Origin of the sequence: Actinomadura sp. CNU-125 (assembly GCF_001942465.1) — a bacterium.
Lineage (GTDB): Bacteria > Actinomycetota > Actinomycetes > Streptosporangiales > Streptosporangiaceae > Spirillospora.
Window position 1 is genome coordinate 1 of sequence record NZ_MKJY01000165.1, and the last position, 11,420, is coordinate 11,420.

13 protein-coding genes and 1 pseudogene are annotated in these 11,420 nt (G+C 72.9%); 1 reads left to right on the forward strand and 13 read right to left on the reverse strand.

Annotated elements, in window-relative coordinates; genetic code table 11:
* Nucleotides 1-540, forward strand: a 540-nt coding sequence (locus BJF79_RS19920) for an MFS transporter (RefSeq protein ID WP_143220047.1), incomplete at its 5' end; no start/stop codon positions are given.
* Nucleotides 541-651: 111 nt separating this feature from the next.
* Here the strand turns inward: BJF79_RS19920 and BJF79_RS19925 are convergent.
* The 13 genes and pseudogenes from BJF79_RS19925 to BJF79_RS19975 form a co-directional block, all read right to left on the reverse strand.
* A complete protein-coding gene (locus tag BJF79_RS19925) occupies nucleotides 652-1,335 on the reverse strand; it encodes a GntR family transcriptional regulator (protein WP_075899475.1) in 684 nt (227 codons plus the stop codon).
* 59 nt (nucleotides 1,336-1,394) lie between these two features.
* On the reverse strand, nucleotides 1,395-2,552 hold the full coding sequence (locus BJF79_RS19930; protein WP_158079241.1) for a CaiB/BaiF CoA transferase family protein: 1,158 nt from the start codon (nucleotides 2,550-2,552) through the stop codon (nucleotides 1,395-1,397).
* Nucleotides 2,549-3,331 carry an enoyl-CoA hydratase-related protein gene (locus BJF79_RS19935; protein WP_187357023.1) on the reverse strand — a complete coding sequence of 261 codons (783 nt, stop codon included), beginning with the start codon at nucleotides 3,329-3,331 and terminating at the stop codon, nucleotides 2,549-2,551. The genes BJF79_RS19930 and BJF79_RS19935 overlap by 4 nt, the downstream gene beginning before the upstream one ends.
* Nucleotides 3,328-4,053 carry an oligopeptide/dipeptide ABC transporter ATP-binding protein gene (locus tag BJF79_RS19940; RefSeq protein ID WP_262402301.1) on the reverse strand — a complete coding sequence of 242 codons (726 nt, stop codon included), beginning with the start codon at nucleotides 4,051-4,053 and terminating at the stop codon, nucleotides 3,328-3,330. Before BJF79_RS19940 ends, BJF79_RS19935 begins: the two co-directional genes overlap by 4 nt.
* Before the next feature lie 11 nt (nucleotides 4,054-4,064).
* The gene (locus tag BJF79_RS65715) at nucleotides 4,065-4,313 is read right to left on the reverse strand and encodes an ATP-binding cassette domain-containing protein (RefSeq protein ID WP_316043396.1); all 249 of its coding nucleotides are present in this window, start codon (nucleotides 4,311-4,313) and stop codon (nucleotides 4,065-4,067) included.
* A complete protein-coding gene (locus tag BJF79_RS19945; protein ID WP_143220048.1) occupies nucleotides 4,297-5,310 on the reverse strand; it encodes an ABC transporter ATP-binding protein in 1,014 nt (337 codons plus the stop codon). Before BJF79_RS19945 ends, BJF79_RS65715 begins: the two co-directional genes overlap by 17 nt.
* A 3-nt stretch (nucleotides 5,311-5,313) precedes the next feature.
* Complete coding sequence (locus BJF79_RS19950; protein ID WP_262402302.1) at nucleotides 5,314-6,324, reverse strand: ABC transporter permease; 1,011 nt, start codon at nucleotides 6,322-6,324, stop codon at nucleotides 5,314-5,316.
* Nucleotides 6,321-7,145 carry an ABC transporter permease gene (locus BJF79_RS19955; RefSeq protein WP_075899477.1) on the reverse strand — a complete coding sequence of 275 codons (825 nt, stop codon included), beginning with the start codon at nucleotides 7,143-7,145 and terminating at the stop codon, nucleotides 6,321-6,323. Before BJF79_RS19955 ends, BJF79_RS19950 begins: the two co-directional genes overlap by 4 nt.
* Nucleotides 7,142-7,336: a hypothetical protein gene (locus BJF79_RS19960; protein ID WP_075899479.1), complete on the reverse strand. Its 195-nt coding sequence runs from the start codon at nucleotides 7,334-7,336 to the stop codon at nucleotides 7,142-7,144. The genes BJF79_RS19955 and BJF79_RS19960 overlap by 4 nt, the downstream gene beginning before the upstream one ends.
* A gap of 14 nt (nucleotides 7,337-7,350) precedes the next feature.
* Nucleotides 7,351-7,512: a hypothetical protein gene (locus tag BJF79_RS55605; protein WP_158079242.1), complete on the reverse strand. Its 162-nt coding sequence runs from the start codon at nucleotides 7,510-7,512 to the stop codon at nucleotides 7,351-7,353.
* Nucleotides 7,509-9,128, reverse strand: a complete 1,620-nt coding sequence (locus BJF79_RS19965) for an ABC transporter substrate-binding protein (protein WP_075899481.1) — start codon at nucleotides 9,126-9,128, stop codon at nucleotides 7,509-7,511. Before BJF79_RS19965 ends, BJF79_RS55605 begins: the two co-directional genes overlap by 4 nt.
* A 253-nt stretch (nucleotides 9,129-9,381) precedes the next feature.
* Nucleotides 9,382-10,492 (reverse strand): annotated as a pseudogene (locus BJF79_RS19970) (CaiB/BaiF CoA transferase family protein).
* A 115-nt stretch (nucleotides 10,493-10,607) separates the two neighbouring features.
* Nucleotides 10,608-11,420 (reverse strand): acyl-CoA dehydrogenase family protein (locus tag BJF79_RS19975; RefSeq protein WP_262402303.1); only part of this gene is annotated, 813 nt, incomplete at its 5' end.

Consider the following 11,420-nt stretch of genomic DNA (forward strand, 5'->3'; position numbering starts at 1 on the left):
CCCTCGGGCGCGGCGCTCGTCCCGATGACCGTGCTGATCATGATCGGGATGATCGTGCTGGCCCCGCGGGCCATCGGCCGCTTCGGCCCCAAGGCGATCACCGTCGCCGGACTGCTGGTGCTGGCCGCGGGCATGGGCTGGCTGTCGCTCGTCCGTCCGGACGGGTCGTACTGGGTGGACGTGCTGCCGGCCTCGCTCGTCGCGGCGCTCGGCATGTCGCTGGCCTTCATCCCGTCGCTGGGGACCGCGATGTCGGCGGCGAAGCCGGAGGAGGGCGGGCTCGCGTCCGGGATCGTGAACACGAGCTACCAGGTCGGTTCGGCGCTGGGGCTGGCCGCGATGACCGCCGTCGCCGCCTCCTTCGGCGCGGGCGAATCGGGGAACCTGCCCGCGCTCACCGACGGCTTCTCGGCCGCCTTCATCGGTGCGGGCCTGATCGCGCTCGTCGGCGCCGGGCTGGCCGCCGCGACCCTGCGGACGCCGCGCCCGTCGCCGGAGCCCGTGCCTGCGGCACCGCGCGAGACGGCCAAGGGTCGCTGACCGAACCGGACGGAGGGGGCCGCTCCGGCGGTCCCCTCCCCCACGGACGGAGACGAGCGTGCGCCCCGCCGAGTCCCGCGAGGTCCTCGCCGGCATCGGGTCACGGGGGCGTCAGGTGGGGCGGACGATGGGGGCGGCGCCGAGCATCGTGCCCAGTACGGTCTCCGAGCCGTGCCTGTGCCGGTTCATCAGTTCGGCGAGGCGGGCGTTGTCGCCGTCGCGGAGCGCTTCGACCATCTGGTCGTGCTCGTGCAGGATCGCGCGGCGGCTCTCGGGTGATACGAGATAGACGGCGTGGTAGGGGGCGGCCCAGTTCCACAGGCGTTCGATCTCGTCGATGACGAGGTCCAGGCCGCCGAGCCGGAAGATCTCGAAGTGGAACTCGTGGTTGCGCAGCCGCATCTCGACCAGGTCGACGCGTTCGGCCGCGGCGGCGACTTCGGCGTTGAGGTCGCTGACGCGTCGCAACTGCTCGGGTGTCGGTTCGGGGAGCCTGCCGATGACCTCGGTCTCCAGCAGGTTGCGCATGAGGTAGATCTGGTCGAACTCGGCCTGGCTCAGCCTGGTGACCGTGTACCCGATGTTGGGGGTGTGGCTGACCAGGCCGTCGGCGGTCAACTGGCGGAGCCCCTCGCGGATGGGGAGGCGGCTGACGCCGAGGCGTTCGGCCATGTTCTCCTGGCGGATCTGCTGGCCGGGGAGCAACTCGCCGACCGTGATCATCCGGCGGAGTTCCTCCACCACGCGTTCCACCGCCCGGGACCGTCCGCCGGTCGCGAGTTTCTCGGCCGGCATCCTCTGCTCCCATCCGCCCGTCCGTGATCCTCGGAATACGATAGTGGATTCAGTCTTGGTCACGGGTCCGCGAGCCAGCGGGCGACGGCGTCGCCGCCCGCGCCGAGCCGGTCGGGCGGCGCCTGTTCCGGTGGTGTCGCGACGGGAGAGTCGCCGTAGCGGGTGGCGTGGCGGGACACGAGGAAGGTGCCCTGCTGTGGATGCTCCACCTCGTGGAAGAAGCCGACGGCTCGCAGGTGCTCGTCGTCGAGGACTTCGTCGAGGGTCCGCACCGGCATCGCGGGGACGTCGATCTCGTCGAACGTCTTGAGCCATTCGGCCGTCGTGCGGCCGGTGAGTACGCGCGCCAGCAGTGCGTAGAGTTCGTCGATGTTGTCGTTGCGCGCTTCGACCGTCCGGAATCTCTCCTGATTCAGCAGGTGAGAACGCCCGATGTGTTCGAGGAAGCGCCGCCAGTGGCCCCCGTGGTAGACCACCACCGAGATCAGCCCGTCGGCGGTCCGGTACGGGCGGCGGTGGGGGGATCGCATCCGCGCGTACCCGGTCGGTCCGAGCGGCGGGACGAACGCGCGGCCGCCCCACTGCTCCATGAGCGTGAAGCCGACGACCGTCTCGTACATCGGCACCTCGATCGCCTGCCCGCGGCCGGTGCGCTCGCGCCGGAACAGCGCGGACGTGACGGCCTGTGCGGCGGCCATGCCGGTCACCTTGTCGGCGATCGCGGTGGCCATGTACGCGTCGGCTCTACCGAGGCTCTGCAGCCAGGCGAGCCCGGACGCCGCCTGGACGGTGTCGTCGTATGCCGGTTTGCCCGCGTAGGGTCCGTCGCTCCCGTAGCCGGTGATGGCCGCGTGGACGAGACGCGGGTTGGCCGCGAGGACCGTGGCGGGGTCGAGGCCGAGCCGTTCGGCCGCGTCCAGGCGCATGTTGTGGATCAGGCAGTCGGCCCGTTCGATCAGCGACCGCGCCAACGCGCGGGAGCCCGCGTTCTTGAGGTCCAACGACAGGCTCGCCTTGTTGCGGTTGGCGGCGACGTGGACGCTCGCCATCTCCGGCGAGCGGGACGTCCCGAGCCGCCGGGTGATGTCGCCGTCCGGGGACTCGACCTTGATGACGTCGGCGCCGAGGTCCGCGAGTTGCAGCGTGCAGTACGGGCCGGAGAACGTCGTGCTGAAGTCCAGCACGCGCACTCCCGCGAGCGGGCCGGCACCGGTCACGATCCGCCGCCCCGGACGCCGTGCTCGGACGGCTTGCGCGCCCAGCCGTCGTGTCCCTTGCGGCCGAGCGACCACATCTGGACGCCTCGCTCGATCTCGACCGCCGCGCTCCACGGGACGGCGGGAGGTCCGAGTTCGAGGGCGGCGCTGTTCTTGACTCGGCGGGCGAGGGCGGGGTCGGCCGCGGCCTTCTCTACCAGTCGTGTCGCCGTGTCGAGCAGGTCGCCGTGTTCGACGGCCGCCCACGCGAGTCCGCGGCGCACGGCTTCGGTGCCCGAGAGGGGGACGCCGAGCACGCCGAGTGCGACGGCCTGCCGGTGGCCGACCGCACGTCCGAGCAGCGCTAGGTGGCCGCCGCCGGGGTGGATGCCGCGGGCGAGGAAGCCGCTGTCGAGGATCGCGTCCGGCGTGACGAGCATGAGGTCGGTGGCCAGGGCGAGGTTGAGGCCCGCGCCGACCGCGCCGCCGGCCACGAGGGAGATCGTCGGCACCGGCAGGCTTCCCACGCCGACGAACGCGTCGTAGACGGCCGACGTCCGCTCCACCGCCTCCGGCGAGGCGGGGTCGGACGACGAGGCCGCGAGGTCCCGGGTGTCGGCGCCGCTGCAGAAGTAGCCGCCCTCGGCGTCCACGATGACGGCGCCGATCGCGTCGTCGGCGTGGACGCGGGCGCAGAACGCCCGCATCGAGGACGCCATCTCCTGGGTGATGGCGTTCTTGCGCCCCGGGTTGTTCAGGGTCAGCCGGGCGGTCCCCCGGTCGAAGGACGTCTCGATCACGGTGTCGCCTCGTTTTCGGAGTCGAGCGGGAAATGGCAGGCGACGCTGCGTCCGCCGGGCAGTGCCCGGAGCGGCGGGGTCTCGGTGGCGCAGCGTTCGCGGGCGAGCGGGCAGCGGGTCCGGAACCGGCATCCGGACGGCGGGTCGAGCGGGGACGGCGTCTCCCCGGTGAGGTCGGGCACCGGGGGACGGCGGGAGCCCGGCGCCGACGACAGCAGGAGGTTCGTGTAGGGGTGGGCGGGCGCGTCGTAGACGGCCTCGACGGGTGCGATCTCGCAGACGCGCCCCAGGTACATCACCATCACGCGGTCGCTGACGCTCTTGACGACGCCCAGGTCGTGGGAGACGAACAGGACCGTCAGCCCGAGTGCCTCCTTGGCGTCCCGGATCAGGTTGAGCACCCGCGCCTGCACCGAGACGTCGAGCGCGGACACGGGCTCGTCGCAGAACAGGACGTCCGGCCGCAGGGCGAGCGCGCGGGCGATCGCGATGCGCTGGCACTGGCCGCCGGAGAACGAGCCGGGCCGCCGGTCGCCGACGGTGCCGATGTCCATGCCGACGGCCCCGAGCCCTTCGGCGACCTGCTCGTCGACCGAGGTGACCACGCGGTCGGGCCACATGCGCAGGCCCTCGGCGACGATGTCGCGGACGCGGCGCCGGGGGTTGAGCGAGGCGATCGGGTCCTGCATGATCATCTGCAGGGACGGCCGCAGCGGGCGCATCCGTTTCTCGTCTAGGTCGTCAGCACGGTGTCGCCGTGCCGCACCGAGCCGCCGCCGTGCGGGGTGAGCCGCAGCATCGCGCGCAGGAGCGTCGACTTGCCGGAGCCGGACTCCCCCACGATGCCGAGCGTCTCGCCCCGGCCCACGTCGAAGGTCGCGCCCGACAGGGCGTGGACGGTCCCGCTGCCCGTCGCGTACTCGACGACGAGGCCGTCGACGCGCAGGAGGGGGTCGCGGGCCGGTTCATCGATCGTTCTCACACGGGCTCCTCGGCCGGCACGGCGGGGAAATGGCAGGCGTGGGCGGCGCCGGTCCGCGGGTCGCGGACCGGCCGCGGCGCTCGGTCGCGCAGACGTCGCGGCGGTGCTCGCAGCGGGGGGCGAACCGGCATCCGGCGGGCATGGCGAGCGGGTCCGGCGGGCCGCCGGGGATGCTCTCCAGGCGGGTGCGGGCGGGCGCGTCCACGTCGGGGTGGGCGCGCAGCAGCGCGGCGGTGTAGCGGTGCCGGACGGCCGCGTCGCGGACTTGCGCGACGCCGGTGTTCTCGACGACCTCGCCCGCGTACATGACGTTGACCTCGTCGACCTCGTCGGCGAGCAGGGCGATGTCGTGGCTGATGAGCACCATCGCCATGCCGTGCTCCTCCTTGAGCCGGCGGAGCAGGGCGAGGATCTGCCGCTGGACGGTGACGTCGAGACCGGTGGTGGGTTCGTCTGCGATGAGCAGCCGGGGCTCGCAGGCGATCGCGACGGCGATCATGGCACGCTGGCGCATGCCGCCGGACAGTTCGTGCGGGTACTGGTCGAGCCGGGAGTCCGGGGCGGGGATGCCGACGTGGGCGAGCAGTTCGGCGGCCCGCGCGCGGGCGTCCCGGCGGTTCATGCGCCGGTGGACGCGCAGGGGGTCGCGGATCTGGGCGCCGACCGTGCGGACGGGGTTGAGCGCGGTCATCGGGTCCTGGAAGACCATCGAGATCTCGGTGCCCCAGAAGTGCCGGTGGGGCGGGCGCCGGGGGTCCAGGTCCCGGCCGTCGAAGGCGAGTTCGTCGGCGGTGACGTCGGCGCCCGCGGGCAGCAGGTTCATCAGCGACCTGGCGAGCATGCTCTTGCCCGAGCCGGACTCCCCCACCACGCCCACGGTGGATCCGCGCGGAATCCGCAGGTCCGCCCCGTCCACGACGGTGACGGGGCCGCGCGGGGTGCGCAGCGTCGTCCGCAGGCCGCGGACGACGAGAAGGTCGGTGGTCTCGTCGGTCATCGGCTAGTCCCCCTCCTTGCCGGCGCGCAGGGAGTCGCCGATGCGGTTGATGGAGTAGACCGTGAGGAAGAGCGGGACGGCAGGCGCGAGCAGGAACGGGTGCGTCTGGAACTCCGCCTCGGCCTCGGCGATCATGTTCCCCCAGGTCGGTGCGGGCCGCTGGATGCTGAGCCCGAGGAACGACAGGGACGCCTCGGCCACGATGAGGATCGCGACGACCAGCAGCGCGTACGACAGCACGGACGGCAGGATGTTCGGCAGGATCTCGCGGAACAGAATCCGGCGGCGCGTCGCGCCCATCGCCCGCGCCATCAGGACGAACGGCTGCCCGGCGACCTTGAGCCCGGCGGCCCGGGACAGGCGGACGAACGACGGGATCACGAGGATCCCGAGGGCGAGGCAGATGTTGCGGGTGCGGGGTTCGAGCACCGCGGCCAGCGCCATGAGGAGCACCAGCGGCGGGAAGCTGAGCAGCACGTCGGTGCCCCAGCCGACGACGCCGTCGACGCGGCCCCGCAGGTAGCTCGCGGTGAGCCCGAGGAGGGTGCCGATCGTCCCGCCGATGAGGACGCCGCCGAGACCGACGACGAGGGAGACGCGGGCGCCGTGGACGATCTGTCCGAGGACGTCCAATCCGTACTGGTCGGTGCCGAGCAGGTGGGCGGCCGAGGGGGCCGCGTACGTCGGTTCGGTCAGCGCCTTGGACGGGTCGAGCGACTCGGGCAGCGGCAGCAGATCGGCCGTCGCGGCGGCGAGGACGATCAGGGTGAGCCAGGTTCCGGCGAGCCACGCCCCGGGATCGAAGTCCGGGCCGAAGCGCGCGCGCAGGAGACGCGACGCACCGGCGTAGGCGGACACGAGCCCGAGGACGCCCAGCAGGAGCCGCACCATCGGCAGCAGCATCGGGGTGGACAGGGCGGTGCCGACCAGGATCGCGCCCAGCAGCACGAGGGGCCCGGCACCGGACGGCGTCCGCACCCGCGCGCCGCCGGTCTCGGCCAGTGGGAGGGTCATTCGGGGTTCACCTGCCTCACGCGAGGGTCGAGGTACGTGTAGGCGATGTCGATCAGGGAGTTCACCGTCACGTAGACGGCCGCGATGACGAAGACGGCCGCCTGGACGACGGGGTAGTCGCCGTTGCGGACGCTCGTGACCAGGAGCGAGCCCACCCCCGGCAGCCGGAAGACGTGCTCGACGATGATCGTGCCGCCGATGAGCTGGCCGATGGTCAGGCCGACCACGGTGATCAGCGAGAACATCGACGGGCGCAGGGACTCCCGGACGAGGACGTGGGCGGTGGACATGCCCTTCGCGCGGCTGGCGAGCACGTGCGGCTTGGCCAGCTCGCCGATGAGGTCGCCGCGCAGCAGCCGGGTGAAGACGGCGATGTCGACGAAGGTCAGCGCGAGGACCGGCAGCGCCACGCGGGTGAGGTTGGCGCCGAGCCCGTCGCTCACGGGCACGAAGCCCTGCCGCGGGAACTCCGGCAGCAGCGCGAACACCGCGGCCCCGACCAGGGCGGCCGCGCCGCCGCCGATGAGCGCGGGCAGCGGGGACGTCTCCCGGCGCCGGGCGCGGAACACGGTGATCAGGGTGAGGACGAGCGCCGCGCACGCGAGCGCGAGCCCGACCATGCGCACGGCGTCGGCGTGGAAGACGAAGAGCATGACCAGCAGCAGGGCGGCGACGAAGCCCGGCATCGCCACGAAGCCGTACAGGACGGACGACACGGCGCGGTCGAACATCCGGCCGGCGCGGTGCGCCGACCACACCGCGAGGGGGATCGCGACGGCCAGGCTCAGCACGACCGTCAGGCCGATCAGCTGGAGCGTCACCGGCAGCCTCGCGCGGCCAGTTCGCCGCTCACCGGCCGGGACGGCTGGGCCAGCGTGTCCCCGAAGTCCCCGGTCACGACGCCGCGGAGCCAGTCGAGGTACTGCTCCCAGACGGGACGGTCGAGGCCCAGCGACGCGCGGAGCCGTTCGGCCTGCTCGGGGGTGGCCTCCGGCCCGAGGGCGGTGGCCACCGGGTCTCCCGGCGTCAGCTTGAGGAGGAAGAAACCGATGAACGTGCGCCCGCGATGATGCTCAGCAGCCGGACGATCCGGGAGAGGACGTAGCGCGCCGTCTTCGCGCGCCGGGTGCGGCCCCGCCCGGCCGGGCGGGCGGACTTCCCGGCCGGGCGCGTCTCGGCGACGGTCACTTGTCCAGCCAGGCGCGGGAGAGGTCGATGGTGAGGAGCCGTCCGGGCTTGGCGCCCTTCAGCCGGGGCGTCCAGCCCACCATGTAGTACTGCTGGCCGTAGAGGATGCGGGGGATGTCCTCGTTCCAGACCGCCTGCACTTCCTTGAGGAGCGCCGGACGCTCGTCGGGCGCGGCGGCGTTCAGCCGCTTCGCCAGGTCGTCGATCTTCGGGTTGCTGTAGCCGACGCGGTTGCCGGCCCCCTCGGTGGCGTACTGGTCCAGGTCGCACGAGACGCACTCGGGCAGCGGGTGGTTGCCGCCGCCGGACACCAGGACGTCGAATCCGCCGCCGCCCAGCATGGACGCCTTGACGAACTCGGACAGTTCGACGGTCTCCAGCTCGGCCTCGATGCCGATGGCCTCCCACTGGGCGATCGCCTGGTTGCCGATGGCGATGTTGTTGGGCTGGTTGAGCGCCATCACCGCGAGCCGTCCGTCCCAGCCGTCCGCCTTGGCCCGGTCGACGAGCCGCTCGGCCTCCGCCCGGTCGTAGGGCACGCCCTTCAGGCCGTCGTTGAGCGGGCTGCCGGTGGCGACGAGCGTGGTCACCGGTTCGCCGACGCCGCCGGTGACCCGGTCGGTCATCAACTCGGGGTCGATGGCGAGCTGGAGCGCCCGCCGGATCGTCCGGTTCGCGCCGTCGGTCGTCTTCGCGTCCTCGCCGATGCCGAAGTTGGGGGTGAGGCCGAGCCGGAGCGGGTACTTGGCGTGGTTCGCGCCCTCGTCGATGAGCTTCTGGGAGACGTCCAGGTCCGCTGTGCCCAGGAAGACCTGGGCCTCGCCCTTGTCGAAGGTGTCCTTGCGGGCCTTGCTGTCGACCTGGGCGATCACCCGGATCAAGTCGAGGCAGACCGGCCCGTTCCACCAGTCGGACTTCTTGGTGACCACCAGTTCGTTGCCGGGGGTCCAGTGGTCGAAGACGAACGCGCCCGCCCCGGCGGCCGCCGGGGGCTCGGCGGCCAGGGCCTTCTCGTCGACCTTCGGGTTGGTGATCATGCCGACGCCGGTGCCGAGCAGCCAGGAGAACTCGGTCCAGGGGGCGTCGAGGGCGAACTCGACGGTGCGGTCGTCGACGGCCTTCATGTCGGAGATCGAGCGGGCGCGCTGCGCCCAGGTCGAGAGCGAATCCTCGGCGCGGTGCCGGTCGATCGAGGCGACGACCGCGTCGGCGTCCAGCGGCGTCCCGTCGCCGAACTTCGTGGCCGCGCGCAGCTTGAGGGTCCAGACGGTGCGGTCGTCGTTCGCGCTCAGGGATTCGGCCAGCAGCGGCTCGTGTTCCGAGGCGCCCGGGTTCCAGCGCATCAGACTGGAGTAGATCTGCTGGGCGGGGTTGAAGTTGAACGACCCGCCGGCGGGGTCGAGGGTGGCGTACTCGTTCTGTTCGGCGATGGTGACGGAGCCGCCCGCCTTGTCCGGGGTGCACTCCCCCTCGTCGCCGCCCCGGACGAGGTCGCCCGCGATCTCGCCGGACTCGGGCTTCTCGGCCCCGGACTCGCTCACGCAGCCGGCGGTCAGCAGGGCGAGTGTCAGGAGTCCCGCCCCCAGCAGCCGGGGGGACATCGTTTCGGCGCTCATGTTCGGTCCTTCCTCGGCACGTCCCCGGACGGGCCGTGAAAGGCCGTCGACGGTGGACACCGCTGTGATGCGGGTCTCAGCGTGACAGGATCCAATCTTGGTTACAAGACTTGGTCCGAAATATCTGCCCTATTCAGAATCCTGCTTTGTTCAGGACGATTACGCCCGTGACCTGCGGCATGGCGCGGCGCCGCCGGGCCTCCTCGCCCGGCGGCGCTTGCGGGGCCGCGGTCCGCGGACCGCGGCCCGGCCGTCAGCGGCCGTCGATGGCGCCCTCCGCACCGAGCCGGGCGATGTCGGACGGGCCGTAACCGAGCCCGGCGAGGATCGCCTCCGTGTCCGCCCCGCGGGCCACGGGCGCGGTGGGATTCCGGGTCGGGGAACGACCGAACGAGATGGGCACGCCCACGCCGCGATAGCCGTCCGTGTCGATGAACAGGCCGCGGTGCAGCACCTGGGCGGCCCGCAGCGCCTCGCCAACGTCGTTGACCGGTCCGGCGGGGACTCCGGCCGCGATGAGCTCCCGGGCCAGTTCACCGCCGTCGCGGGCCCCGATCAGGTCCTCCAGCAGCGGAACCAGTTCGTCCAGGCGGGTGATGCGCGCCGCGTTGTCGGCGAACCGCGGTCCGCCCGCGACCTCGGGACGTCCGAGCACGGTCATCAGCGCCCTGAACTGCCGGTCGTTGGCGGCGCTGATGAAGAAGTCGCCCGAGCGGGTGCGGAACACCTGGTACGGGGCCACGATCGGGTGGGCTCCGCCGGTCCGCCGGGGCGCCCGCCCGTCCGCGGCCCAGCTCGCCCCGTGCGGATGCAGGATGGAGACGACGGCGTCGAGCAGCGCGATGTCGACGAGCTGGCCGCGGCCGTCGTCGCGGCGCGCGTGCAGCGCGAGCAGGATCCCGCTGAAGGCCAGGTTCGCCGTGACGTGGTCGACGATGGGCACGCCGACCCGCAGCGGCTCGCGCTCGGGGTACCCGTTGACGCTCATCAGCCCGCCGTACGCCTGCAGGACGGCGTCGTAGCCGGGCAGCCCGCCCATGGGCCCGTCGGTGCCGAACCCGCTGATCCGGCAGTAGACGAGCCCGGGATGGCGGTCGGCGAGCGTCTCCTCGTACCCGAGGCCCCAGCGCGCCATCGTGCCGGTCTTGAAGTTCTCCACGACGACGTCGCTCGGCGATGAGACGGGCGAGGACCGTCCGCCCCGCCTCGGCCGACAGGTCCAGCCCGATGTTGCGCTTGTTGCGGTTGAGCCCGTGGAAGTACGCGCTCGTCCCGTCCGGGTGGAAGGGCGGCCCCCATCCGCGGGTCTCGTCGCCGGCCGGTCCCTCGACCTTGATGACGCTCGCTCCGTGGTCGGACAGCATCTGGGCGCAGTACGGCCCGGCGAGCACCCGGCTGAGGTCGAGGACGCGCAGCCCGTGCAGGATGCCGGTCGGGTGCTCCGGAACGGCCCAGGCCGCGGACGTCCCGGACGTCGGCTCAGCCGTCGACACGGGCCCTCGTCTCCGCGCGCGTCCGGCCGGTCCCGGCGACGAGTCCCCACACGTCGCCGCCGTTCCCGTCCACCAGGTCGGCGATCCGGCGGTGCCAGTACAGCTCGTTGCCGTACTCGTCCCGCCAGGACCACAGGCGGCGGGTGAACGCGCCCAGCCGGTGCTCCATCGTGAAGCCGATCGCGCCGTGCAGCTGGTGCGCGGCGGCCGCGACCGGCCGGGCGAGCGCGGACGTCTCCGCCTTGGCCGCGGCCACCGTGAGCTCGCGGTCCGGGTCGGGGCGCGAGAGCGCCAGGACCGCCGCGTCCGCCGCGACCTCCATGGTCACGACGTCGGCCGCCATGGCCGCGACGCGATGCTGCACGACCTGGAAGCGTGCCAGGGGACGGCCGAACTGCTCCCGCTCCCTCACATGCCGCAGCGTCGCGTCGAGCGCCTCACGGGCCGTGGCCGCCATCTGCACCGAGCGGGCCGCCGCGCCGAGCAGTTCGGCCTCGCGGTCCCACTCCCCCGCCGGCAGCGGATGCATCCGTGCGGGCTCGGCGGCATCGAGGACCGCGACCGGGGTCGTGCCCACCGGCCGGGTCCGGGCGTCGGCCGGGTGCAGCCCGGCGCCGAGGCCGGCACGATCGCGACCGCGGGACCGTCCGGCGTCCGGACGAGCGTGACGAGGTGCTCGACGTCCGCAGCCACGGCACGCGGGGCAGGGCGCCGCCGATCCGCCGGACGCCGCCGGGCGCGGGCCCGGGCCCGGCTCAGCAGGTCGCCGAACGCCCGCGGTGAACGGGCCGTCCGGGAG

Coding starts and splice junctions, on each gene's coding strand:
- BJF79_RS19925 (WP_075899475.1), bottom strand. CDS start 1,335: ATGCCGGCCGAGAAACTCGCGACCGGCGGACGGTCCCGGGCGGTGGAA.
- BJF79_RS19945 (WP_143220048.1), bottom strand. CDS start 5,310: ATGACCGACGAGACCACCGACCTTCTCGTCGTCCGCGGCCTGCGGACG.
- BJF79_RS19950 (WP_262402302.1), bottom strand. CDS start 6,324: ATGACCCTCCCACTGGCCGAGACCGGCGGCGCGCGGGTGCGGACGCCG.
- BJF79_RS19940 (WP_262402301.1), bottom strand. CDS start 4,053: ATGCGCCCGCTGCGGCCGTCCCTGCAGATGATCATGCAGGACCCGATC.
- BJF79_RS19965 (WP_075899481.1), bottom strand. CDS start 9,128: ATGAGCGCCGAAACGATGTCCCCCCGGCTGCTGGGGGCGGGACTCCTG.